Here is a 23,843-nt window from a genome sequence, read left to right on the forward strand (position 1 = left end):
TCCGGTCGAACCCTCAACCTCTACTTGAAGTTCAGGGGCAATGCTGGTAGTTGCGGTGCTTCCACGACGCTACGGGTGCGCTCCGCGGGCTGTCGCCCCGCCACGCCGCGTGTCGCGGATCGCGTCGCCGAGATTCCCGCCGCGAGCGGCTCGGCGGTGGTCGTCGGACCCTCCGCTCGTCACTGCGCCGGTCGGACGATGCCGTTGTCCGGTGCCGAGACGTCGAACTCGACCTCGGTGTCGGGATCGCGCGACGCGTGGTCCGCGACGAGGGCCGCGAGCAGCGATGCCTTCGCGTCGGAGGCGTCCGGGCTGCCCCAGACCACGGTCGACCCGTCGTCGAGCGTGAGCGTGACGTCGTCGGCAGTGGTCGCCCGGAGGTCCGTGACCTGCCGACGGACCGTCGACGGCAGCGACAGCACGACCTCGGTCATCGTCCGGAACACCGGCGAGCCGAGCTCGGCGCGCTGCACGTCGGCGACCGGCACGCCCTCCGGACGGTCCGGCGACGACTGCACCACGATGCCCGCCGGGTCGACCAGGTCGAACGAGTCCCCCGAACGGACGGCGACGACGGGTGTCCGCTCCGTGACGGTCACGACGAGGGTGTGCGGCGGGACCTCCTCGGTGACGTAGCTCTCGATCAGCGGGAAGCCGGCGATGTCGCGCTTGACCTCGCCGAAGTCGATGCGGGCCAGCGGGGTGCCCACCTGGTCGGAGAGCGCCTGGCGGAGCGCGGTCGCGTCGACCCGCTCGGTGCCGCGGACCTCGATCGTGCGCAGGGCCATCAGCGGCGAGTAGACGGCGACCAGGATCGACGCGCCGAAGACCACCACGACGGTGCCCGCGGTGATCCAGGCAGCACGGCGGTGTCGTGCACGCCGGGTGAAGCGCCGCACCTCGGCCCGCTCGAGCAGCCGACGGCGACGTCTCGCCACCCGTGCCTCGCGCGCGGTCTCGGCAGCGCGGACGCCGGCACCGATCGGAGACCCGTGCTCGTCGTCGGCCGTCGGGCGGGCAGCACCGGGCGCGTCGATCACGTCGGTGACGGTGGCCGCACCGGTCGCGTCGTCCGGGGTCGACTCCTGGGTCGTCGGGTCGGTCGTGGTCGCGCCCGCACCGCGGGGCGCGGTGTCCGCACCGGTGCGCGACGCGGCGCCGCCGTCCCGGGCAGCGGCGGACGTCCTGCCCGCGTGCTCCTCGTCCGGGGTGTACTCGCGCAGGCGCTCGGCCACGCTCGACCAGCCGGCACCGAGGCGGCGGCCGGCGGCGTTGGCGAGGGCGCCCGCGCGCTCGCGCTGCCCCTGCGCAGACGCCGGCTTCGACGAGGGTCTCGACGTCGCGCGGTGCTCGTCGGGGCTCGGCGCGGCGGTGGAGGCGACCGGCTCGTCGGCGGGAGGTGGCGGGGCGGTGGCGGGGCGCGCCTCCCGGCCGTCCGCCGCCGCTCCGCGTGCCGGTCGACGCGACGTCAGGGGACCACGGCGCTGCCGCGGTGCGCGGGCACCGTCGGCCGGGGCCTCCGGTTCCTCCGGACGCCCGTCGAAGCCCTCGGGACGCTTCACTGCGCGCGGTCCCCGTCGCCGTCGTGCCGCAGCGCACCGAGCACCTGCGGGATGATCCGGTACACGTCGCCGCAGCTGAGCGTCATGACGATGTCGCCGTCGCGGGCGACCTCGGCCGCGCGTGCAGCGGCGTCGTCCCAGTCCGGCAGGAACTCGACCCTGGACTGGTCCACGAAGCGCTCCTGCACGAGGGCACCCGTGACGCCGGGCTCCGGGTCCTCGCGGGCGCCGTAGACGTCGAGCACGACCGTGTGGTCGGCCAGCTCCTCGTAGACGCGGGCGAAGTCGCCGGCCATGAGCCGCGTGCGCGAGTACAGGTGCGGCTGGTGGATCGCGATGATCCGACCGTCGCCGACGACGTTGCGTGCTGCGCGGAGCGCGGCCGCGACCTCCGTGGGGTGGTGCGCGTAGTCGTCGTACACCGAGACCCCGCGCTCGACACCGTGCAGCTCGAAGCGACGCTCGGTGCCGCCGAACGCCTCGATACCCCGGATCGCGTCGGCGGGCGCGACACCCAACCCGGTGAGCACCGCGAAGGCGCCCACCGCGTTGACGGCGTTGTGGCGGCCGGGCACCCGGAGCGTCATGTGGTGGTGTTCCCCGCCGGCGCGCAGGTCGACCTCGACGCTCGCCGCCTCGACGATGCGCTCGATGCGGACGTCAGCGTCGGCGGCCTCGCCGAAGGTGACGACCTCGGGTGCGTGCTCGCGGGCCCGCACGCCCTCGGTGACGCGCTTCGCGCCCGCGTCGTCGCTCGACACGACGATGCGCTCGCTCGCCTTCGCGGCGAACTCGACGAAGGCGTCGATGAAGGCCTGCTCGCTGCCGTAGTGGTCGAGGTGGTCGGCGTCCACGTTCGTGATGAGCGCGACCGCGACGTCGTAGAGCAGGAAGGACCCGTCGGACTCGTCCGCCTCGACGACGAACAGGTCGCTGGCGCCGGGGGCCGAACTCGTGCCGAGCGACTGGATGACGCCGCCGTTGACGAAGCTCGGGTCGAGGCCGAGTTCGACCATGGCGGTCACGATCATGCCCGTCGAGGTGGTCTTGCCGTGCGCGCCGGCGACCGCGACGAGGCGGTGCTCGGCGATCAGCGCGGCGAGGGCCTGGGACCGGTGCAGCACCGGGAGCCCGCGACGCTGCGCCTCGAGGAGCTCGGGGTTGTCCGGCCACAGCGCGCTCGTGACCACCACGGTGTCGGCATCGGCGAGGTTCGCGGCGTCGTGGCCGATGTGCACCTCGGCGCCGAGGTCGCGCATCGTGCCGGTCGTCGCGGTCTCGCGGGAGTCGCTGCCCGTGACCCGGTGCCCGGCGGCCAGGAACATCCGCGCGATGCCGCTCATCCCGGAGCCGCCGATGCCGACGAAGTGGACCGTGCCGAGGTCGTCCGGGATCGGCTGGGTCAGGTCCGGCTTGATGGTCATCGTTCCTCCGTGGTGCTGGTGCTGGTGCGCTGCGCGGCCTCGCGCACGAGGGCCGTCATCCGGTCCGCCCCGTCGCGGTGTCCGACGCTGCCGGCTCGGACGGCCATGTCGGCGATCCGCGCACGGTCACGCAGGATCGGCAGCAGCTGGAACGTCACCCACTCGTCCGTGAACGCCGCGTCGTCGACGAGCACCGCTCCCCCGGCGCCGACGACGTCCGCCGCGTTGTGCCGCTGCTCGCCGTTGCCGACCGGGTACGGGACGAGCACGCTCGGCAACCCGACGGCCGTCAGCTCGCACACCATGCCGGCACCCGAGCGGGACACGACGAAGTCGGACGCGGCGTAGGCCAGGTCCATGCGGTCGCAGTACGGCAGGACGTGGTACCCGTCGAGGTCGCTCGGTCCGATGTCGGACTTGCCGCCGACGACGTGCAGGACCTGCCACCCGGCGTCGACGATCGCCGTCGCCGAGCGGTTCACCGTCGTGTTGATGCTCCGCGCACCGGACGAGCCGCCCGTGACGAGCAGCACCGGGCGGTCCGCGTCGAGGCCGAACTCGGCCAGGCCCTCGGCCCGCGCGGCACGGCGGTCGAGCGTCTCGACCTCCCTGCGGAGCGGCATCCCGACCACGCGTCCGTGGCGCAGGTGGGTGTTCGAGAACGTCAGGCCCACGTGCCGGGTCAGCAGGGCGGCGAGCCGGTTCGCGAGCCCGGGCTTGGCGTTCTGCTCGTGCACGACGATCGGCGTCCCGGTCCGCTTCGCAGCGATGTAGGCCGGCGCCGCCGCGTAGCCGCCGACGCCCAGGACGACCTCGACGTCGTGCTCGCGGATGAAGCGCTCGGTGCGTCGGACCGCACCGAGGAAGCCGGCGGGGAACCGGAGCGCCCGGGCGTCGAGCCGGCGCGGGAAGGGCAGGCGCGGGATCGTCAACAGCTCGTAACCGCGCATCGGCACGAGTCGCGACTCGAGCCCCTCGGCGGTGCCGAGGACGAGCACGCGGGCGTCCGGGTCCTGCTCGGTCAGCCGGTCGGCGACCGCGAGCAGCGGGTTGACGTGTCCGGCGGTGCCACCGCCGGCGAAGAGGTAGGTGCTCACCGGAGCACTCCGTTCTGTGGTGCGGAGCCGGCGCGCGGTGCCGCGGTCCGGCCCTTGCCGGGCAGTTCGCGGGCGAAGGACAGCACCACGCCGATCGCCACGAGGGTCATGATGAGGGCCGATCCACCGGCCGAGATGAGCGGCAGCGGCACGCCGAGGACCGGCAGCAGGCCGAGCACCACCGCGATGTTGACGAGCGCCTGCCCGATGATCCAGGCCAGGATCGCGCCGGTGACCGTCCGGACGAACGGGTCGTCCGACTGGCGGATGACCTTGATCATGCTGACCGCGAGGACGATGAACAGCGCCAGCACGACCACGGCGCCGATGAGCCCGAGTTCCTCGCCGATGATCGCGAAGATGTAGTCGTTGTCCGCCTCGGGCAGCCACGACCACTTCGCCTTCGAGTTGCCCAGGCCGACGCCGAACACGCCACCGGACGCCAGGGCCCACATGCCGTGCACGGGCTGCCAGCAGAGGTCCTGGTACTGGTTCGAGTCGGTGCATCCGGAGAGCCACGCGTTGATGCGGTACTGCCGCGAGGCCGACGCCATCGTGACGAACGGCAGCACGACGGCGACAACCCCGAGGATGACGAGCAGGTGCTTCGCCCGCGCGCCCCCGATGAAGAGCGCACCGAGCAGCAGGACCAGCATGATCATCGCGGTTCCCTGGTCACCGCCGAGCAGCACCATCCCGAGCGGCAGCACCGTTGCGATGCCGACCGGCACGAACAGTTCCTTCCACTCCCGCAGCCGGTCACGCTTCACGTAGATGATCGCGCCGACGGCCAGGGCGATGCCGAGCTTGACGGCCTCGGACGGCTGGGCGCTGAACGAGCCGAGCTTGATCCAGTTCCGGTTGCCCTGGATCTCGATGCCGAGCGGCGTGTAGACGAGCAGCTGCAGGACCAGCGCCGCGGCGAGGATCCGCATCGCCCACTTCCGCCAGAGCCGCGCGGGGACGCGGCTCGCGACGAGCATGAGCGGGACGCCGAGCACGGCGTACAGCCCCTGCTTGGACGCTGCGCCGAAGAAGTCGTGGGTGGCGGCGTACTGCTCGACGCTCGACGACGACAGCACCATCACGACGCCGAACACGACGAGGAAGAGCGTGACACCCAGGATCGTGTAGAAGGTGCTCGACTCGGCGACGAAGACGTTCTTGACCGCGACGACGGCGCCCCGCGCACGGCGCTGCGAACCGGCGTGCTCGCCGCCCGCGGACGCGGTTCCCGTGTGTCCGGTGCTGCCCGTCGTGCGGCCGCCGCTACGGCCGCTCGGGAGATCCGTGGTCGCCATCGGCTGTGCCTCCCAGGTGTTCGTGGACCGCCGCCGCGAACCGGCGCCCCCGGTCCGCGTACGAACCGAACTGGTCGAACGACGCCGCCGCGGGGGCGAGGAGGACCGTGTCGCCCGGTCGTGCGACCGATGCGGCATGCCGGACCGCCTCGGGCATGACGTGATCAGTCTCCGTCGCCTCGACCTGCAGGACCGGGACCGTCGGCGCGTGTCGCGCGAATGCCTCGAGCACCGGTGTCCGGTCCGTCCCGATGACGACGACCGCTCGGGCCGTGGGGCCGAAGCGCTCGACGAGGCCGTCGATGTCGACGCCCTTGAACTGCCCGCCGACGATCCAGACGACGGTCTCGAACGATGCCAGCGATGCCGTGGCGGCGTGCGGGTTGGTCGCCTTCGAGTCGTCGACCCAGGCGACGCCGTCCGCCGTCGCGACGTGCTCGGTCCGGTGGTGGTCGGCGCGGAAGCCCTGCACGGCAGCGCGGATGTGCGCGGGCTCGACGGCGGCAGCACGCGCGAGGGCGGCCGCGGCGAGGACGTTCATGGTCATGTGCGGACTCGCGAGCCCGGCCTGGTCGAGGTCCGCCACGGTGGCGAACTCGAGCGCGCTGTTGCGCCGGTCCTCGGTGAAGGCGCGGTCGCAGAGCACGTCGTCCACGATCCCGACGTCGCCCGGCGCGGGGACCCCGGGCGTGAAGCCCACGGCACGGCACCCCTCGACCACGTCGGCACCCTCGACCATGCGACGGGTCGCCTCGTCCGAGGTGTTGTAGACGCAGGCCGTCACGGTGCGCTCGTAGACCTTGGCCTTCGCCGCGCGGTACGCCTCGGCGGAGCCGTGCCACTCGAGGTGGTCGTCCGCGATGTTGAGGCAGGTGCTCGCGAGCGGCACGACGGCACCGTCGCCCGAGGTGGGCATGTAGTGCAGCTGGTGGCTCGAGAGCTCGACGACCAGCACGTCGAAGCCCTCCGGGTCGCGGACGACGTCGAGCACCGGTACGCCGATGTTCCCGCAGGCGACCGCGCGGAGCCCGGCGGCCGCGAACATCGCGGTCGTCAGCTGCGTGGTCGTGGTCTTGCCGTTCGTCCCCGTGATGGTCACCCACGGTGCGGCGATCGGGCCACGGACGACCTTGTCGCGCACGCGCCAGGCGAGCTCGATGTCCCCCCACACGGTGCTGTGCTCGACCGCCCAGCGGACCGTGGCGTTGTGGGGCGGCAGACCGGGCGACACGACGACGACGTCCGGGGCCTGGGCCACGAGGGCGGCCGGCACGGTGTCGAGCGACGTGCGCTCGAACCGGGCGCCGATCACGTCGAGCAGCTCCACGGTGTCGGCGGGTCCGTCCGGCGCGAGGACGACCACGTCGCTGCCGAGCTCCACGAGCGTGTCGGCGACGGAGAAGCCGGTCGAGCCGAGGCCGAGCACGGCGACCCGAAGCCCCTTCCAGCCCTCGGCGTACCAGCTGTCGAGTCCTTCGAGACGGGCGTCAGCCGACACGGGCGATCCACTCCAGGTAGAAGAGCCCGACACCGGCCGCGACGCAGAGCCCCGCGATGATCCAGAACCGGACGACGACGGTCACCTCGGCCCACCCCTTCAGCTCGAAGTGGTGGTGCAGCGGGCTCATCCGGAAGATGCGCTTGCCGTGGGTGATCTTGAAGTAGGCGCGCTGCAGGATGACCGAGCCGGTCACGATGAAGAACAGCCCACCGATGAGGATCAGCAGGAGCTCGGTGCGGCTGAGGATCGCCAGGCCGGCCAGCGCTCCGCCGAGGCCGAGCGAGCCGGTGTCGCCGAGGAAGATCTGCGCCGGCGAGGTGTTGTACCAGAGGAACCCGATCAGGCCACCGCAGACCGCGGCCGCGACGACCGCGAGGTCGAGCGGGTCGGACGTGCTGTAGCAGGCGTGCGCGGTGCTCTCGTCGAGTCGGACGCCGCCGCAGATCTGGTTCGACTGCCAGAAGCCGATGATGACGTACGACCCGATCGCCAGGATGCTCGAGCCGGTGGCGAGGCCGTCCAGCCCGTCGGCGACGTTCACGCCGTTCGACGTGGACACCGTCAGCAGCACGATCCACGCGAGGTACAGGATCGTCCCGATGACGGTTCCGAGGACCATGAAGTCCAACCACGGGACGTCGCGGATCGCGGAGATCATCGTCGATGCCGGGGGCTTGCCGTTGCCGGTCGGCACGACGAGGGCGATCGTCGCGAACACGACGCCGACGATGACCTGCCCCAGGACCTTCGCCCAGCCGCCGAGCCCGAGGCTCCGCTGCCGACGGACCTTGAGGAAGTCGTCGATGAACCCGACGAACCCGAGCCCGACCATGAGGAAGAGCACGAGCAGTCCGGACAGCGTGACCGAGTCGCGGCCCACCAGGTGTCCGACGAAGTAGCCGAGCACCGCGCCGATGATCAGGACGATGCCGCCCATGGTCGCGGTGCCGCGCTTCGTGTGGTGCGACTGCGGGCCGTCGTCACGGATGAACTGTCCCCAGCCGAGGCGGTGGAACAGCTTGATGAAGAGCGGTGTGAGCAGCAGTGTGAACACCAGCGCCACGGAGCCGGCGACGAGGAGCGCGATCATTCGGTGACACCTCCGAGGCGGTCGCCGAGGAATCGCAGTTCGGCGGACTTCGAGGACTTGACGAGGACGACGTCGCCGGGGCGGACCATCTCCTGCAGGGCGTGGACGGCTGCGTCGACGTCCTCGATGTACACAGACTCGCCGTCCCACGATCCCTCGAGGGTGGCGGCCTGGTGGATCGGCGCGGCCCCGGGTCCGACGACCACGAGCTGTCCGATGCCGAGACGGACGACGAGCCGACCGATGCGGTCGTGCTCCTCCGTCGAGAACTCCCCGAGCTCCGCCATCTCGCCGAGCACGGCGACGGAGCGCTCCCCCGGACGCACGACCTGCGCCAGGGTGCGGAGCGCGGCGGCCGTCGAGTCCGGCGACGCGTTGTAGGCGTCGTTGATGACGGTCACGCCCTCCGGTCCGCCCTGGAGGAGCTCCATGCGCCAGCGCTCGGCCCGCGTCATCGACGCGAGCGCCTCGGCGCCGGCGGCGAGCGGGACGCCCCACAGGTGGGCGACGGTGAGGGCGGCCGACGCGTTCATCGCGTGGTGCTCGCCGAGGATGGCGAGGCGGACGTCGACGGTCTGCGGGACCGGGGACGTGCCTCCAGGACGGTCCGCGGCGGCCTCGGCCGGGACGGGAGGCGCGGTGAGCGTGAAGCGCGTACCGCTGCGGTCCGTCTCGATGCCGGAGACGCGGTAGTCCGCGCCGGCGGACGTGCCGAAGCCGACGACGGTCGCGTCGGTGAGGGCACGCATGGACGCGACGCGGTCGTCGTCCACGTTGAGCAGTGCGGTCGCGGTGGCGGGCAGGTCGGTGACCATCTCCGACTTCGCGCGCTGGGTCGCCTCGATCCCGCCGAACTCGCCGGCGTGCGCGAGCCCGACCTTCAGGACGACACCGACGTCCGGCTCGGCGATCGCGACGAGCTTCGCGATGTGCCCCTTGCCGCTGGCACCCATCTCCACCACGAGGAACCGCGTGTCGTGGGTGATGCGGAGCATCGAGACGGGGGCGCCGACGTGGTTGTTGAACGATCCCTGCGGCGCCACGGTCGCACCGTGCTGCTCGAGGATCGTGCGGAGCATGTTCTTGGTGCTCGTCTTGCCGTTCGAACCGGTGATGCCGACGACGCGCAGCGGCGCCGGCAGTCCCTGCTCGTCGACGCGGTGGGCGCTCGAGGCGCGGACCCGCGCCACGACCTCGTGCGCGAGGGCGGCGAGGGCGGCGTAGCCGTCGGACACGACGACCTGCGCGGTGCCGGCGCCGTCGGGCAGGTCCACGGCGCGCTCGGTCACGACCAGGGCCGCACCGGCCTCGACCGCGTTCGGCACGAAGCGGTGGCCGTCGGTCTCCTCCCCGAGCAGCGCGAAGAACACGCTGCCGGTGTCGACGAGGCGCGAGTCGGTCTCGACGCTGCCGTCGACGACCTGCTCCGGGGCACCGCTGACGAGCTCGCCGCCGATCGCGGCGGCGATCTCGGCGAGGGTCAGGGCGATCATCGGGTCTCCTCCGCCGGGCCGGAGTTCGGCTCCCAGCCGGCCTCGCGCAGTGCCTGCCGGGCCTCGTCACGCGCCGAGTAGGGCGTCCGGACGCCCGCGATGTCGCGGTAGTCCTGGTGGCCGGGGCCGGCCCAGAGGATCGAGTCCCCGTCGCCGACCAGGCTCACGGCCGTGCGGATCGCCGCCTCCGGCGGGCTGACCTCGTACGTCTCGTGGTCCGGGTAGGCCTCCCGCGCGGCGTCGAGCAGGGTCTTCCGGATGGACGCGGCGTCCTCGAAGCGAGGGTGGTGGTCCGTGACGACGAGGATGTCGCTCCCCGCGGCGGCGACGCGCGCCATGTCGCCGCGCTTCGTCGTGTCGCGGTCGCCGTCGGCGCCGAAGAGCATGAGGACCTTGCCCGGCGTGAACTGCCGGACGGCCGCCAGCGTGTTCTCGAAGGCGTCGGCGCTGTGACCGAAGTCGACGTAGACGCTCGGGCCGGCGTCCCCCGACACCCGCTCGGTCCGACCGGGCAGGTAGCACTCGATGGCACTGACCGGCTGCTCGTCGGTCTGGTCCGCGTAGTGCCGGTGGTTCGAGCCGAGGGCGTGCGCGATGGCACCGAGCTCGAACCCGCCCTCGACGAGCATCACGATCGCGAGCGCCGCGTTGGCCGCCATGTGCCAGCCGATGAGCGGCACACGGGTCGTGAGCTCGCGCCCCTCGGGCCCGGTGAGGCGGAACTCGGTGTAGGCGGCGTGCGCCTCGACGATGTCGACGTGCCACTCGGCCTCGACCTCGGGGTGCACCGTGATCGTCGTGACGGGGATGCGGGAGTCCTGCACCACGCGGTGCCCCCAGTCGGTGTCCAGCGAGACGACGCCGCGACGGGCGTGCTCGGGCTGGAACAGCGGGAGCTTCGCCTGGTAGTACTCCTCCATGTCGGCGTAGTCGTCGAGGTGGTCGTGGGACAGGTTCGTGAACCCGGCGACGTCGAACACGATGCCGTCGACGCGGTGGCGGCTCAGGGCCTGGGCGCTGACCTCGACGGCGACGGCGCGGACCTCGGACTCGCGCATGCGGGCCAGGAGCGCGTGCATCTCGCTCGCCTCGGGGGTGGTCAGGCGGCTCGTCACGCTGAGCGAGCCGATGTGGCGCTCCGCGGTCGAGCTGAGGCCGGTGACCAGGCCGAGCTGCTTGAGGATGCCCTCGAGGATGTACGACGTGCTGGTCTTGCCGTTCGTGCCCGTCGTCGCGAAGAGCTGCGGCAGGTCGGTGGCCTCGTCCGGGTGGGTGCGGTAGACCCACGCCGAGACGTCGCCGAGCGCGGCGCGCGGGTCCTCGACCACCAGCACCGGCAGGCCGGAGGGCTCGGCGAGTGCGACGCCGTCGGCGTCGGTCAGCACCGCGACGGCACCGCGCTCGGCGGCCTCGGTCGCGAACTGGGCGCCGTGTCGGTTCGCGCCGTGCACGCCGACGAACAGGTCACCCGGCTGCACCTCGGCAGCGCTCAGCGTGACGCCCGTCGTCTCGACGGCGTCGACGGAGCCGTCCACGCGCATGCCGAACGCGTTCGCGAGTTCGGCGACGCTCCTCGGGGTCGGGTGTTCGGGTCGGAGGACCGGGGGGATCCGTGCGGACAAGTGCTCCTTCTTCCTCACCACGTGGACGGGTACAGCTGCGCCTCGGCCGTGGAGGGGGCTACTCGGTACTTCTCGAGCACCTGGGACATGAGAGTGCGGAACGCCGGAGCCGCTCCGCTGGACCACTTGTTGGTCTGCGGCTTCGTGAACGTCACCGTGACAACATACTGGGGGTCCTCGGCGGGTGCCATTCCGGCCACCGAGGTGATGCGCTGGCCGCCGTAGCCCTTCCCGCCCTCGGCGACCTCGGCGGTACCGGTCTTCGCCGCGATGTTGTAGCCGGAGATCGGCTTCATCCCGACGAGCGTGCCGCCCGTGACCACGCTCTGCAGCATCTTGACGGTCTGGTCGGCTGCCGCAGCGGACACGACGCGCGTGCCCTGCACGTCGGGCGCGTCGATCACCTTGCCGTCGGAGGTCTTGCAGCCCTTCACCATGTGGAGCGGGATCCGGACACCCTGGTTGGCGAGGGTCTGGAACACGCTCGCGACCTGGACGGCGGTCGTCGAGATTCCCTGCCCGAACATCGAGTTGATGTTCGTCTGCTGGTCCCAGTCCGGGCTCGCGCCGTACTGCATGCCCGGCTGGCCGGGGTACTGGATCGCCGACTCGCGCTCGAACAGGCCGAACTTCTTCATGTAGTCGTACCGCTGCTGGGTCGACAACCGCTCGCCGAGTTCGGTGATGCCGACGTTCGAGGAGTTCTGGAGGATGCCGGTCAGCGTCAGGTTCTCGGTCGGGTGGAGCTCGGAGTCCTGGATCTTGCCGCCCCACGGGAAGGACCGCGAGTACGGCACCACCGCTCGGTCGGTCGGGCTCGACTTGCCCTGGTCGATGAGCGCGGCCGCGATCGCCGCCTTGATGGTCGAACCGGGCTCGTAGGTCGAGGTCAGCGCACGGGAGCCGTACGCCCCCTTGTCCGTGGTCGCGTCGACGTCGTTCGGGTCCACGGTGGGCCAGTCGGCGACGGCGAGGAGTTCACCGGTCTTGACGTCGACGACGGTCGCGGTCGCGGACTCCGCCTGCAGCGACTGCGCCGCCGACGCGATCGTCTGCTGCGCCATGTACTGCAGGTCGCTGTCGATGGTGGTCTCGAGCGTGCCGCCGTCCTTGGCCTGCTCCGTGGTCCGGGTGCTCCCGGGGAGCTGCACGCCGTCCTCGCCGCGCTCGTACGTCTCCGAACCGTTCTTGCCCGCGAGGCACTGGTCGTACGAGTACTCGAGGCCGGCCTGGGCGCCGTCGGTGCCCATGAACCCGGTCAGCGCACCGCCGGTGGCGCCCATCGGGTAGACGCGGGCGGACTGCTGCTCCTTGTAGACCCACGGGATGCCGAGGGCGACGACCGCCTCGTAGTGCTTCACGTCGAGCCCCTTGACCAGGTAGGCGAAGTCCGACTTCGGGTCGGCTGCGATCGCCTTCTGCATCGCCTGCACGTCACCGCCGGACGCCTTCGCCAACGCCTGCAGGGCGTCGTCCACCGAGACCTTCTTCGTGCGCTCGCCGCCGAGCTTGCCGTCGAAGCCCGCGACGAGTCGTGGCGAGGTGACGATGTTGTAGCGGTTGACGCTCTCCGCGAGTTCGGTGCCGTTGCGGTCGACGATCGCACCGCGGTTGCCGTAGATGGTGACCGGGATGCTCCGCTTCGCCTTCGACGCCTCGTTCAGCGCCGCTGCCTGCACCACCTGGATGTCGACCAGTCGGATCACGAAGACCGCGACGAGGGCGATCACGGCGATGATCACCACGCTGTAGCGCAGTCGAGGGTTGCGGATCGTCTTCGTCACGCGGTGCGGTCCTTCCCGGGTGGTGCGGCAGTCTGATCCCGCCCGCAGGTCACCGGGTGGTGGGTGCCTGGAGCGGGTTCGCGTCGGACTCTACGTCGGTGGTCGAGCCGGTCCGTCCCGACTCGCTGGTGCCTGCGCTCTTCTCAGTGTCGGCCGTCGCAGCGCCCTGCTGGGCACCGGTCGCCGACGTCCCGCCCGCGCTGGTGTCCGTGCTGCCGCCGGTCGTGCTCGTGGTGCCGTCGGCCGGGGTCGCACCGGTGCCGGCGGCACCGTCGGTCGTGCTCGCCCCGCCGGCGGACGCGTCCGGGCCGGCGGCGAGCGGGACCGGGTCGAGGAGCGCGTTCGGCACCTGGTTGTCGCCGCTCGCGGTCGCCTCGTCGGGGGCCGCCGGGGTCGGCGTGCCGTACACGTGGCCGGTCTTCGGGTCGAGGTACACCGGGGTGGAGTTCGCGATCATCCCCAGTGCCTTGGCGTTGCGCGCCAGGTTCTGGGGCGAGTCGAGCACCCGGAGCTCCTCGGACAGCGACTGCTGCGTCCGGGAGAGCCCCGTCTGCTCGGCGCCGAGCGAGTCCAGCGTGTACGCCCCCTGGCTCAGCACCATGCTGATGCCGAGCTGCGCGAGGAGCAGCACACCGAGCGACACGACGCCGACCACCGCGTAGGCGATCTTCGGCCGTGCTCGGCGCTGCGCCCTCGAGGGCGCGACCTCGACGAGTTCGGGTCGCTCCCGGCGCGGTGGGTGCGGGGCACGGGTCGGTGCGCCGACGGGGTCGACGAGTGCGAGGTTCGTGCTCATGTCACTTCCGGATCCGCTCGGCCGCGCGCAGGCGCACGGGGATGGCTCGGGGGTTGGCGGCGCGTTCGGCCTCGTCGGCCAGTTCCGCGCCCTTGACGACGAGGGAGTAGGTGGGAGCGTGCTCCGGCAGCTCGACGGGTAGTCCTGCCGGGGCGCTCGAGGTGGTGCGCTCGACCAGTGCCCGCTTCACGAGGCGGTCCTCGAGCGACTGGTACGACTCGACGACGATCCGACCACCGACCGCGATCACGTCGAGCGCGGCGGGGATCGCCCGCTCGAGCACGGCGAGCTCGGCGTTGACCTCGATGCGGAGCGCCTGGAACACGCGCTTGGCCGGGTGCCCCTGCCGCTGCACGGCCACGGGTGTCGCGTCGTGCAGCACCTGGACGAGGTCACCCGACATCTCGAACGGGCGCTCGGTGCGACGCTCGACGATCGCACGGGCGTACCGACCGGCGAGCTTCTCCTCGCCGTACCGCTGGAAGATCCGGCGCAGCTCGCCCTCGTCGTAGGTCGCGAGGACGTCGGCAGCGGTCTGCCCCTCGGTCCGGTCCATCCGCATGTCGAGCGGGGCGTCCTGGCTGTAGGCGAACCCGCGCTCGGCGCGGTCGAGCTGCAGCGAGCTGACGCCGAGGTCGAACAGCACGCCGTCGACCTGGCGGAAGCCCTCGCCCTCGACCGCGTCGACGATCCCGTCGTACACGGTGTGGACGAGGCGCACGCGGTCGCCGAAGCGAGCGAGCCGCTCCCCCGCGATGCCGAGGGCGTCGGTGTCGCGGTCGAGCCCGATGAGCGTGAGCTCCGGGAACCGTCCGAGCAGCGCCTCGGAGTGGCCGCCCATCCCGAGGGTCGCGTCGACGACGACCTTGCCCGGGCCGTCGAGGGCCGGGACGAACAGGTCGACGATGCGCTGGAGCATCACCGGCGTGTGCGGGAACTTCGGCTGGTCTTCGGCCATGTGCAGCCCCTGTGACCGTCTGGGCCACGCACCCGGATCCCCATCCATGCGACCTGACACCGGGGAAGGTGTGTCAGGGCACCACGGCTGGGAGTCCCGATCCGCGGATCAGAAGATCCCCGGGATCACCTCCTCGTCGTTGTCGGCGAAGCCCTCTTCGACCTCGGCGTAGTAGGCCTCCCACGCGGGGGTCGACCAGATCTCGGCACGGTCACCGCTGCCGATGACCGTGAGGTCCCGTTCGAGCCCCGCGTACTCACGGAGGTTCTGCGGGATCGTCACGCGGTTCTGCTTGTCCGGGGTCTCCGCGCTCGCTCCGGAGAGGAACAGGCGCATGTAGTCCCGGGTGCGCTTCGACGTCATCGGAGCCGTCCGGATCCGTTCGTGCAGTTGCTCGAACGTGTCCGCACTGAAGACGACGACGCAGCGCTCCTGCCCACGGGTCATCACGAGTCCGCCGGACAGTTCGTCCCGGAACTTGGCGGGGAGGATCACGCGACCCTTCTCGTCGAGCTTCGGGGCATGGGTACCGAGCAGCACGTCGGGACCTCCCCTCCGCTCCACCGGACCGTCGTGACCCCCACTTTACTCCACTTCGCTCCCCGCGGAACGATCGGCGCTCCCGAATCCGCTCCGATCCCCCGATCTGGGGTGGACACTGGGGCTCGCAGCTCGCTGCTCTGCGCGTCACATCCCCGGAAGCACGCGGACGTGGAGCGGAGTGGAGGGGGTGGAGGGAAGTGGAGGACATTCGCAGACTCGGGAGCAGCCGAGGGCGCGCCGGACGGGAGGCTCGGCGCACGACCGCCCCGCGCCTCCCGTCCGCAGCGTTCCCGGCAGGCCCCTCGCCGCGCCCGTTCCTTCCCATCACGCCCGGAATGGAGCACCGATCCGCGCGAAGGACGCCAGAAGGAACGTGCGCCTACGCGCGGATCTACCTCCTCCGCGCGGATCGCGCCCGCTGCGCGCGGAGACGGACGACTGCGACCCGGACACGACGACGGGGCCGGTCCCGAAGGACCGGCCCCGTGGAGGCGTGTGGAGGGAGTGCGGCGCGGCTACTGCTGCCCCGGGTCGTTGCGCTTGTCCCAGCGCTCGTTCATCCGGTCCATGAAGGAGCCACCGGAGGAGGACGGCCGCGACGGCCGACCCGCGGACTGCCCCTTCGCCCGCGGCGCCTTCGCCCCGGACTTCGACATCCGCATCCCCGGGCGCAGTGCGTACAGCACACCGGCGAGCATCACCACGAATCCCGGCAGTCCGAGCCACGGCTGCTTCACGACGAGCGCCACGATGACGATGGCGATCCCCACGAGGGCACCGAGCACACCGATCGTGATGGACGTGTAACTCGCGCGTCCCTCGCGGCGCGTGACACGCGCCACGAAGTCGGAGTCGTTCTGGTAGAGGCTCCGCTCCATCTCTTCGAGGAGTCGCTGCTCTTGCTCCGAGAGTGGCATCTCGTTTCCCTCTTGTTCCTGGGGATGCTGTCTGACGACCGCTGGTGTGCCGCGCTACCGCCGGGTTGTGGCATCGCTGAAGTGGACCGATTCTATGACTCGACCGCTCCACTAGGGTAGGAGTCGTGGCTGAGAGTACGCGATTAGTGGACCTCGTTTCGGCACGGGTCGGACGGGCACTCGACGAGCAGCGTGATCGGCTCCTCGCGATCAGCCCGGACCTCGCGCCGTTCGACCGGTACGCCCGTGACCTGCTGTCCGGCGGCAAGCGCTTCCGAGCGCTGTTCTGCTACTGGGGATGGCAGTCCGTGGCCGGCCGCTCGGGGTCCTTCGACCCCCTCGCCGAGGGCTCCCGCCAGACCACGGCCGAGGCCGTCGTCACGGTGGCCGCCGCGCTCGAGATCTTCCACGCCGCCGCCCTGGTGCACGACGACATCATGGACCGCTCGGACACCCGTCGTGGTCGTCCTGCCGCGCACCGCCGCTTCGAGTCCCTGCACGAGGAGTCCGGCTGGGTCGGCGACCGCTCGCTGTACGGCACGAACTCGGCGCTGCTGCTCGGGGACGTCCTGCTCTCGTTGAGCGACTCCGTCTTCGACGAGGGGCTCGCGCTCCTCGACCCGGCGCGCGCACGCATCGTCCGCCAGGAGTTCCACGCGATGCGGCTCGACGTGACCGCGGGGCAGTACCTCGACGTGCACGAGGAGACCGCCTGGCCGACGATCGACGAGACCGAGCACCTGGTGCGGGCACAGCGGGTCATCGTCTTCAAGTCGGCGAAGTACTCGATCGAGGCACCGCTCGTCATCGGCGCCCTGGTCGCCGGCGCCTCGGAGGCGCAGCTCGACGGCCTGCGGTCCTTCGGCCTGCCGCTCGGCGTCGCGTACCAGCTCCGCGACGACGTGCTCGGTGTGTTCGGCGACCCCGAGGTCACCGGCAAGCCCGCCGGCGACGACCTCCGCGAGGGCAAGCGCACCGTCCTCATCGCCTCGGCCCGCAAGGCGCTCCCGCCCGGCCCGAGGCAGCTGCTCGACGAGCTGCTCGGCGACCCCGACCTCGACGAGGAGCAGGTGCAGATGCTGCGCGCCACGCTCACCGAGTCCGGGGCGGTCGCCGCCGTCGAGCGCTCGATCGACCGGCACGTGCAGCGCGCGAAGGCAGCGCTCGAGGCCGCGCCGTTGACGCCGTCGGCGCGCGACCAGCTGCTGTCGCTGGCCGACACGGTCAGCAGCCGCGTCGCCTAGACGCCGACCACGACGACGGACGGGAGGCCCGTGGCGACACCGCCACGGGCCTCCCGTCCGTCACCCGACCGTCCTCACCGGGGCGGCTCCTGCTGCGCGGGCCAGCCCGCCGGGACGGGTCTCCGGTCCAGGGCGCCGGGTCGGCTCCCGGGCTCAGAGCAGGGACTGTGCGACGCGGCGCACCTCGGCCTTGCGGCCGGCGCGCAGCGCGGCGATCGGCGAGGTGCGGAGTGCGGGCTCCTCGGAGAGCATCCAGCGGACCGCCTCGTCGTCGGAGAACCCGTTGTCACCGAGGACGATCAGCGTGCCGCGCAGCTCCGGCATCGGCTCGGAGCCGTCGAGGAACTCGCTCGGCACCCGCAGCACGCCGCCCACGCGGGCAGCCAGCAGCGTCTTCTGCTCGAACAGGCGGTGGATGCGCCCGGGGCTCACCCCGAGCAGGTCCACGAGGTCGGGCACCGTCAGCCAGCGCTCGGAGAGGGTCGTGTCGTCGGTGGGTCCATCACTCACCCGCCCCATGTTGCCAGAGCACCGGCCTGCGTCGTGCCGTCACGCTGATCACACGAGTCACACGCGCAACACGCGGCTCTCTGGTTGACTTGGGAATCACGCCATGTCAGCGTGGAGCCACCTGTGAGTACCCGCTCCCGCGCACGGCTCACCCAGGACAGGAGACAACCCGTGGACAACGCTGCAGACGACGCCGCCCGGCGCGCTCGATCCGCCCGGTTCGCCACCATGCCCATCGTCCTCGCGGGCACGATCGCCGTGACCGCCGGCCTCACCGGCCCGGTGGCGCACGCCGAGCCCCGGCACGACGACGCCGCGAAGAAGCGGCACGTGGACGAGGACCGGAACGTGGGCCAGCGCCCGGTGTTCGGCACCGCCGTCGCCCGCCCGTCGACCACCACCGTCACCACGGTCGCCGCGGTGTCGAAGGCCCCCACCACCTACACGGTGCGTCAGGGCGACACCGTCTCGGGCATCGCCGCGCGCTTCGGGCTCTCGGCGCAGGAGGTCCTGGTCCGCAACGGCCTCGGCTGGAACACGATCATCCACCCCGGGCAGACGCTGCACCTGTCCTCGACACCCGCCGCCCCCGCAGCAGCACCGGCGACGTCGAGCACGAGCGGCAGCTACCACGTGAGGTCGGGCGACACCGTGTCCGGCATCGCCGCCCGCGTGGGCGTGTCGACCTCGGCGATCCTCGCCGCGAACGACCTCTCGCAGCGCTCGCTGATCTACCCGGGCCAGACCCTGACGATCCCCCGCGCCGGGACGGCACCCGCCGCGAAGCCGGCGCCTGCCGTGAGCACCGCGCCGGCCGCACCCGCCCGGGCGTCGAGCGTGAAGATCGTCGCCGGCGACACCATCGGGGCGATCGCGGCGAAGCACGGGGTGTCGGTGAAGGCCCTCCTCGCGGCGAACGGCCTCAGCTACACGAGCACGGTCTACGCGGGGAAGACCCTCGTGCTGCCCGCTGCGACCTCGAAGCCGACGACCACCCCGACCGGGAGTGCCGTGACCACGGCCGTCGGCAGCGTCAACGGCGTCGAGCTGACCGGTGAGCAGCGGCGCAACGCGGCCACCATCGTCAGCGTCGGCCGGACCCTCGGCGTCCCCGACCGCGGCATCGTCATCGCCCTCGCAGCGGCTCTGCAGGAGTCGAGCCTGCGCAACCTGTCGCACGGCGACCGCGACTCCGTCGGCTTGTTCCAGCAGCGTCCGAGCCAGGGCTGGGGCACGAAGGCCGCACTGCAGGACCCGGCCACCGCCGCCGAGCTGTTCTTCGTCGGCAACCCCGGCAAGACCCGCGGCCTGCTCGGCGTGCGTGGGTGGTCGTCGATGGCCCTGACCGACGCCGCCCAGGCGGTCCAGGTCTCCGCGTACCCGAACGAGTACGCGAAGTGGGAGCAGACCGCGCGCGCCCTGCTGGCCTCGCTCTGAGCTCCCGCCCGCCTGGTCGGCCGGACAGCCGACTCATCCTCGAGATCGAGATTGGGTCACGGTCGGTGCGTCAGGTCGGACCGTACCGGCAGCCCTTCGTAGAATGCCGCCGATGACCACGAACGCCGCAACGGACCCGATGATCGGTCGCATGATCGACCAGCGGTACCGCGTGCGCTCGCGCATCGCGCGCGGGGGCATGGCGACGGTGTACCTCGCCACCGACGTCCGGCTCGAGCGTCGCGTCGCGATCAAGATCATGCACGGGCACCTGGCCGACGACCAGGCCTTCCGTGAGCGCTTCATCCAGGAGGCCCGCTCGGCCGCCCGGCTCTCCCACCCGAACCTCGTCGGCGTGTACGACCAGGGCGCCGAGGACGACACGGCGTACATCGTCATGGAGTACATCCCGGGCATCACCCTGCGCGACCTGCTGCAGGAGCACCGGGCGCTCACCCCGGAGCAGGCCACCGACATCCTGCGCGCCGTGCTCGCCGGCCTCGCGTCGGCGCACCGGGCCGGCATCGTGCACCGCGACCTCAAGCCCGAGAACGTCCTGCTCGCCGACGACGGGCGCATCAAGCTCGGCGACTTCGGCCTGGCGCGGGCGACCACGGCGAACACGGCCACCGGAGCAGCCCTGCTCGGCACGATCGCGTACCTGTCCCCCGAGCTCGTGACGCGCGGCGCCGCCGACTCGCGCAGCGACATCTACGCACTCGGCATCATGCTCTACGAGATGCTCACCGGCGAGCAGCCCTACAAGGGCGACCAGCCGATGCAGATCGCCTACCAGCACGCCAACGACACGGTCCCGGTGCCGAGCGCCGCGGAGCCGGGCGTCCCGCCGGAGCTCGACGACCTGGTCGCCTGGGCCACCGCCCGCGACCCCGCAGACCGTCCGCGCGACGCCCGCGAGATGCTCGACCACATGTCGGGCAACCAGCAGCGCGCGACCGGCCAGTACCGCACCGCGGTGCTGCGTCCGGAGAACGCCACCGCGATCCTGCCGGCCGGCAGCGCGTCGCCCTCCTCGGCCGATGCGTCCGGACGGTGGGACGGCCCCGAGCAGGACGACGCCACCCGGGTGATCGCCGACTCGACGGGCGGTGCGCCCGCTGCTCCGGCCCGCCGCGGTGCGCCCGGCCCCCGACGCACGGGAGCCCAGCCCGGGACGCTCTCCCCGGCGGCGCAACGCCTCGCCGACAAGTCCGTCAAGCGTCGGAAGCGCGGGTGGATCCTGCTCGCGGTCGTCGTGGTCCTCGCGATCATCGCCGGCGTCGCCGGCTGGGCCCTCGGTCCGGGGCCCTGGGGCAACGTCCGCATCCCCGAGGTCGCCGGGAAGTCCGTGGCACAGGCCCGGCAGCTGCTCCAGGCACAGGGGCTCCAGCCCACGGCCGGGACCGACAGCCGGTACGACGCCGTCGTGGCGAAGGGACAGGTGTCGACGACCAAGCCGGCGGCCGAACGCGAGGTCCGCAAGGGCACCCCGGTGCGGATCGTCGTGTCGGACGGCCCGCGGATGATCGCCCTGCCCGCGATCGTCGGGCAACCGCTGTCGACCGTGACGGCCGCACTGGACGACGACTTCCAGCTGCAGGACGACCAGTACGAGTTCTCGGCCGACGCTCCGGAGGACACCGTGATCGCGGCGAAGGGCCTGGGCACCGACGGGCAGACGGTCGACCTGTCCTCCGTCGGCGAGTACGCCGAACGCGGGCCGGTCACGCTCACGGTCTCGCTCGGCGCCGTCCCGGACGTCACGGGCAAGACCCTCGACGGCGCGACCGCCGCGCTCGACGCCGTCGGTCTGGTCGTCGGGGCGCAGCAGGAGCGCTACAGCGACGACGTGCCGAAGGGGCAGGTCATCTCGTCCAGCGTCGAGGACTCCCCCGCCGTGCAGGGCTCTGCCGTCGACCTCGTGCTCTCGAAGGGCCCGACGCCGATCACGCTGCCCGACGTCGCCGGCAAGACCATCGACGAGGCCTCCTCGACCCTGGAGAACCTCGGCCTCGACGTCTCCGTCCCGGACTGCACGAACGTGCTCTGCCGGTTCTACGACTGGAAGTCAGCGCTGCCGGTGACCGCGACGGACCCGATCCAGGGATCGACCGTCCACCGGGGCGACACGATCACGCTCTCCTACGAGCAGTAGCCGCCAGGTCGTGCGACCGGAGACGGGCAGGACGGGCGACCGGAGCCGGGCAGGACAGGACAGGCGACCGGAGCCGGGCCGGAGACGAGCGGACGGACGGACGGGAGGCGCGGTGCCGGCTGGCACCGTGCCTCCCGTCCGTCGTACGGTCGCGACTACGGCCGCTGGTAGGGGTGGGCGCTCAGCTCCTCGGCCACCAGGAAGGCGAGCTCGAGCGACTGCATGTGGTTGAGCCGCGGGTCGCACAGCGACTCGTAGCGCGTCGCCAGGGTCGCCTCGTCGATCTGCTCGGAGCCGCCCAGGCACTCGGTGACGTCGTCACCGGTGAGCTCGACGTGCATGCCGCCCGGGTAGGTGCCGACCTGGCGGTGCGCCTCGAAGAAGCCGAGGACCTCGTCCACGACGTCGTCGAAGCGACGGGTCTTGTAGCCCGTCGGGGTCGTCAGGCCGTTGCCGTGCATCGGGTCGGTCACCCAGAGCGGGTTCGCGTCCATGCCCTTGATCGCCTCGAGCAGCTTCGGCAGCTCGTCGCGGATCCTGCCCGCACCCATCCGGGTGATGAACGTCAGACGACCGGGCTCGCGCTCCGGGTCGAGCGTGTCGACCAGGGCCTTCATGTCGTCCACGGTCGTCGTCGGGCCGAGCTTCACGCCGATCGGGTTCCGCACGCGGGACAGGAAGTCGACGTGGGCGCCGTCGAGGTCGCGGGTCCGCTCGCCGATCCAGATGAAGTGGCCGGAGGTGTCGTAGGCGAGACCGGAGCGCGAGTCGATACGGGTCATCGGCCGCTCGTAGTCCATGAGGAGCCCCTCGTGCGAGGCGTAGAACTCGGTGTGCTTCAGCGCCTCGAAGTCGGCTCCGCAGGCGTCCATGAAGCGGATCGCGCGGTCGATCTCCTTCGCGAGGTGCTCGTAGCGGGCGTTCGCCGGGTTCGACGCGAAGCCCTTGTTCCACGAGTGCACCTGCCGCAGGTCGGCGAACCCGCCCTGCGTGAAGGCACGGACCAGGTTCAGCGTCGACGCGGCCGTGTGGTAGCCCTGCACCAGGCGGCGGGGGTCGGCCTGGCGGCTCTCCGGGGTGAAGTCGTAGCCGTTCACGATGTCGCCGCGGTACGCCGGCAGCGTCACGTCGCCGCGCGTCTCGAAGTCACTCGACCGCGGCTTGGCGAACTGCCCCGCCATGCGTCCCATCTTGATCACCGGTGTCGAGGCACCGTAGGTGAGCACGACGGCCATCTGGAGGATGGTCTTCACACGGTCACGGATCGAGTCCGCCGTGGCTCCGGCGAAGGTCTCGGCGCAGTCGCCGCCCTGCAGCAGGAACGCCTTGCCCTGCGCCGCTGCGGCGAGCCGGTCACGGAGCTTGTCGACCTCGCCCGCGAAGACGAGCGGCGGCAGCGTCGCGATCTCGGCGGACGCCGCCTCGGCCGCGGCGCGGTCGGGCCAGGTCGGCTGCTGCTTGATCGGCAGGGTGCGCCAGTGGTCGAGACCCTCGATCACGTCCGGATCCTGCAGGGCGACGACGTCGGTCGACTCGATCAAGGCGGTACCTCGGTGTTCTGGGTCGGGCGGGAGCGGGAGGCCTGCGCGCAGGCCGGTCCGGCCGGGGCCGGAGTCCTCAGATCCTACCGTCCGCGCCCGACCCGCCGCTCCCGCGTGACGCGGGGGCGACGACGGCGGTCGCCCGTCAGGCCGTCGGCGTGCGGCGGTCCTTCATGACCTGCTCTCGAGCGCTGCTGGCACGCTCCTTGACGCTCGTCGCGTAGACGTCGACGTACTCCTGGCGGCTCAGACCGGCGAGTTCGTGCATGACCTCGTCGGTGACGCTGCGCAGGATGAACCGGTCGGTCTCGAAGCCCTCGAAGCGCGAGAAGTCGAGCGGCCTGCCGAAGACGACGCCGACGCGCTTGAACTTGGGGAACTTCTGGCCGATCTGCTGCACCTCGCGCGTGCCGACCATCGCGACCGGCACGACGGTCACCCGGCCCTCGAGGATCATCCGGGCGATGCCGGTGCGGCCGCGGTAGAGCTTGCCGTCCGGGCTGCGGGTGCCCTCGGGGTAGATGCCGAGCTGCTCGCCGCGTGCCAGGACCTGGAGCCCGGTGTGGAGCGACGCCTCGGACGCCTTGCCGCCGGAGCGGTCGATGGGCAGCTGCCCGATGGCGTTGAAGAAGGTCTTCGTCGCCCAGCCCTTGAGGCCACGACCGGTGAAGTAGTCGCTCTTCGCCAGGAAGGAGATCCGCCGGTCGAGCACCGCCGGCAGGATCACCGAGTCGATGAACGAGATGTGGTTCGACGCGAAGATCACCGGGCCCTTCGCGGGCACGTGCTCACGGCCGACGACCCAGGGTCGGAAGAGCGTCAGGATGAGCGGGCCGAGCAGGAAGTTCTTGAGCAGCCAGTAGGTCAT

The 23,843-nt window shown here is 71.7% G+C and carries 19 protein-coding genes; 3 read left to right on the forward strand and 16 right to left on the reverse strand.

The window, feature by feature from the left end; translation table 11 throughout:
- Positions 1 to 179: 179 nt before the first annotated feature.
- From J2X59_RS07225 to J2X59_RS07285, 13 genes are all read right to left on the reverse strand, one after another.
- The gene (locus J2X59_RS07225) at positions 180 to 1,562 is read right to left on the reverse strand and encodes an FtsQ-type POTRA domain-containing protein (RefSeq protein ID WP_326496201.1); all 1,383 of its coding nucleotides are present in this window, start codon (positions 1,560 to 1,562) and stop codon (positions 180 to 182) included.
- The gene (murC, locus tag J2X59_RS07230; protein ID WP_326496202.1) at positions 1,559 to 2,986 is read right to left on the reverse strand and encodes a UDP-N-acetylmuramate--L-alanine ligase; all 1,428 of its coding nucleotides are present in this window, start codon (positions 2,984 to 2,986) and stop codon (positions 1,559 to 1,561) included. The genes J2X59_RS07225 and murC overlap by 4 nt, the downstream gene beginning before the upstream one ends.
- Positions 2,983 to 4,083 carry a UDP-N-acetylglucosamine--N-acetylmuramyl-(pentapeptide) pyrophosphoryl-undecaprenol N-acetylglucosamine transferase gene (locus J2X59_RS07235; RefSeq protein ID WP_326496203.1) on the reverse strand — a complete coding sequence of 367 codons (1,101 nt, stop codon included), beginning with the start codon at positions 4,081 to 4,083 and terminating at the stop codon, positions 2,983 to 2,985. Before J2X59_RS07235 ends, murC begins: the two co-directional genes overlap by 4 nt.
- Positions 4,080 to 5,384, reverse strand: coding sequence for a putative lipid II flippase FtsW (ftsW, locus tag J2X59_RS07240; protein WP_326496204.1), 1,305 nt, complete (start codon positions 5,382 to 5,384; stop codon positions 4,080 to 4,082). Before ftsW ends, J2X59_RS07235 begins: the two co-directional genes overlap by 4 nt.
- Positions 5,353 to 6,882 (reverse strand): UDP-N-acetylmuramoyl-L-alanine--D-glutamate ligase, encoded by a 1,530-nt coding sequence (gene murD / locus J2X59_RS07245; protein WP_326496205.1) that lies wholly within the window; start codon positions 6,880 to 6,882, stop codon positions 5,353 to 5,355. The genes ftsW and murD overlap by 32 nt, the downstream gene beginning before the upstream one ends.
- Positions 6,872 to 7,975: a phospho-N-acetylmuramoyl-pentapeptide-transferase gene (mraY, locus tag J2X59_RS07250; protein ID WP_326496206.1), complete on the reverse strand. Its 1,104-nt coding sequence runs from the start codon at positions 7,973 to 7,975 to the stop codon at positions 6,872 to 6,874. Before mraY ends, murD begins: the two co-directional genes overlap by 11 nt.
- The gene (locus tag J2X59_RS07255) at positions 7,972 to 9,468 is read right to left on the reverse strand and encodes a UDP-N-acetylmuramoyl-tripeptide--D-alanyl-D-alanine ligase (protein WP_251160127.1); all 1,497 of its coding nucleotides are present in this window, start codon (positions 9,466 to 9,468) and stop codon (positions 7,972 to 7,974) included. The genes mraY and J2X59_RS07255 overlap by 4 nt, the downstream gene beginning before the upstream one ends.
- Positions 9,465 to 11,090, reverse strand: coding sequence for a Mur ligase family protein (locus J2X59_RS07260; RefSeq protein WP_326496207.1), 1,626 nt, complete (start codon positions 11,088 to 11,090; stop codon positions 9,465 to 9,467). Before J2X59_RS07260 ends, J2X59_RS07255 begins: the two co-directional genes overlap by 4 nt.
- Before the next feature lie 14 nt (positions 11,091 to 11,104).
- The gene (locus J2X59_RS07265) at positions 11,105 to 12,874 is read right to left on the reverse strand and encodes a peptidoglycan D,D-transpeptidase FtsI family protein (RefSeq protein WP_326496208.1); all 1,770 of its coding nucleotides are present in this window, start codon (positions 12,872 to 12,874) and stop codon (positions 11,105 to 11,107) included.
- 49 nt (positions 12,875 to 12,923) lie between these two features.
- Positions 12,924 to 13,670 carry a hypothetical protein gene (locus J2X59_RS07270; RefSeq protein ID WP_251154930.1) on the reverse strand — a complete coding sequence of 249 codons (747 nt, stop codon included), beginning with the start codon at positions 13,668 to 13,670 and terminating at the stop codon, positions 12,924 to 12,926.
- Position 13,671: 1 nt separating this feature from the next.
- Positions 13,672 to 14,628, reverse strand: a complete 957-nt coding sequence (gene rsmH / locus J2X59_RS07275) for a 16S rRNA (cytosine(1402)-N(4))-methyltransferase RsmH (RefSeq protein WP_326496209.1) — start codon at positions 14,626 to 14,628, stop codon at positions 13,672 to 13,674.
- A 108-nt stretch (positions 14,629 to 14,736) separates the two neighbouring features.
- Positions 14,737 to 15,168, reverse strand: coding sequence for a division/cell wall cluster transcriptional repressor MraZ (gene mraZ, locus J2X59_RS07280; RefSeq protein ID WP_058729729.1), 432 nt, complete (start codon positions 15,166 to 15,168; stop codon positions 14,737 to 14,739).
- Positions 15,169 to 15,686: 518 nt separating this feature from the next.
- Positions 15,687 to 16,088 carry a DUF3040 domain-containing protein gene (locus J2X59_RS07285; protein WP_326496210.1) on the reverse strand — a complete coding sequence of 134 codons (402 nt, stop codon included), beginning with the start codon at positions 16,086 to 16,088 and terminating at the stop codon, positions 15,687 to 15,689.
- 125 nt (positions 16,089 to 16,213) lie between these two features.
- On the opposite strand from J2X59_RS07285, the gene J2X59_RS07290 reads away from it, so the two are divergent.
- Positions 16,214 to 17,332 carry a polyprenyl synthetase family protein gene (locus J2X59_RS07290; RefSeq protein WP_400337774.1) on the forward strand — a complete coding sequence of 373 codons (1,119 nt, stop codon included), beginning with the start codon at positions 16,214 to 16,216 and terminating at the stop codon, positions 17,330 to 17,332.
- Between the two features lie 153 nt (positions 17,333 to 17,485).
- Here J2X59_RS07290 and J2X59_RS07295 read toward each other — a convergent pair whose 3' ends face one another.
- Positions 17,486 to 17,842: an Rv2175c family DNA-binding protein gene (locus tag J2X59_RS07295; RefSeq protein WP_251160128.1), complete on the reverse strand. Its 357-nt coding sequence runs from the start codon at positions 17,840 to 17,842 to the stop codon at positions 17,486 to 17,488.
- A gap of 228 nt (positions 17,843 to 18,070) precedes the next feature.
- On the opposite strand from J2X59_RS07295, the gene J2X59_RS07300 reads away from it, so the two are divergent.
- Positions 18,071 to 19,279 carry a LysM peptidoglycan-binding domain-containing protein gene (locus J2X59_RS07300; RefSeq protein WP_442781418.1) on the forward strand — a complete coding sequence of 403 codons (1,209 nt, stop codon included), beginning with the start codon at positions 18,071 to 18,073 and terminating at the stop codon, positions 19,277 to 19,279.
- A 112-nt stretch (positions 19,280 to 19,391) separates the two neighbouring features.
- A complete protein-coding gene (pknB, locus tag J2X59_RS07305) occupies positions 19,392 to 21,434 on the forward strand; it encodes a Stk1 family PASTA domain-containing Ser/Thr kinase (protein ID WP_326496213.1) in 2,043 nt (680 codons plus the stop codon).
- 155 nt (positions 21,435 to 21,589) lie between these two features.
- Here the strand turns inward: pknB and J2X59_RS07310 are convergent, their stop codons facing one another.
- Together J2X59_RS07310 and J2X59_RS07315 are read right to left on the reverse strand one after the other, a co-directional pair.
- Positions 21,590 to 22,933 carry a class II 3-deoxy-7-phosphoheptulonate synthase gene (locus J2X59_RS07310; RefSeq protein WP_326496290.1) on the reverse strand — a complete coding sequence of 448 codons (1,344 nt, stop codon included), beginning with the start codon at positions 22,931 to 22,933 and terminating at the stop codon, positions 21,590 to 21,592.
- Between the two features lie 187 nt (positions 22,934 to 23,120).
- Positions 23,121 to 23,843 (reverse strand): lysophospholipid acyltransferase family protein, encoded by a 723-nt coding sequence (locus J2X59_RS07315; RefSeq protein ID WP_066653708.1) that lies wholly within the window; start codon positions 23,841 to 23,843, stop codon positions 23,121 to 23,123.

The sequence above is a fragment of the Curtobacterium sp. 260 genome (genome assembly GCF_030803485.1).
Lineage (GTDB): Bacteria > Actinomycetota > Actinomycetes > Actinomycetales > Microbacteriaceae > Curtobacterium.

Coding starts and splice junctions, on each gene's coding strand:
- J2X59_RS07315 (WP_066653708.1), bottom strand. CDS start 23,843: ATGACCTACTGGCTGCTCAAGAACTTCCTGCTCGGCCCGCTCATCCTG.
- J2X59_RS07300 (WP_442781418.1), top strand. CDS start 18,071: ATGCCCATCGTCCTCGCGGGCACGATCGCCGTGACCGCCGGCCTCACC.
- murC (WP_326496202.1), bottom strand. CDS start 2,986: ATGACCATCAAGCCGGACCTGACCCAGCCGATCCCGGACGACCTCGGC.
- J2X59_RS07285 (WP_326496210.1), bottom strand. CDS start 16,088: ATGCCACTCTCGGAGCAAGAGCAGCGACTCCTCGAAGAGATGGAGCGG.
- pknB (WP_326496213.1), top strand. CDS start 19,392: ATGACCACGAACGCCGCAACGGACCCGATGATCGGTCGCATGATCGAC.
- mraY (WP_326496206.1), bottom strand. CDS start 7,975: ATGATCGCGCTCCTCGTCGCCGGCTCCGTGGCGCTGGTGTTCACACTG.
- rsmH (WP_326496209.1), bottom strand. CDS start 14,628: ATGGCCGAAGACCAGCCGAAGTTCCCGCACACGCCGGTGATGCTCCAG.
- J2X59_RS07270 (WP_251154930.1), bottom strand. CDS start 13,670: ATGAGCACGAACCTCGCACTCGTCGACCCCGTCGGCGCACCGACCCGT.
- J2X59_RS07255 (WP_251160127.1), bottom strand. CDS start 9,468: ATGATCGCCCTGACCCTCGCCGAGATCGCCGCCGCGATCGGCGGCGAG.
- ftsW (WP_326496204.1), bottom strand. CDS start 5,384: ATGGCGACCACGGATCTCCCGAGCGGCCGTAGCGGCGGCCGCACGACG.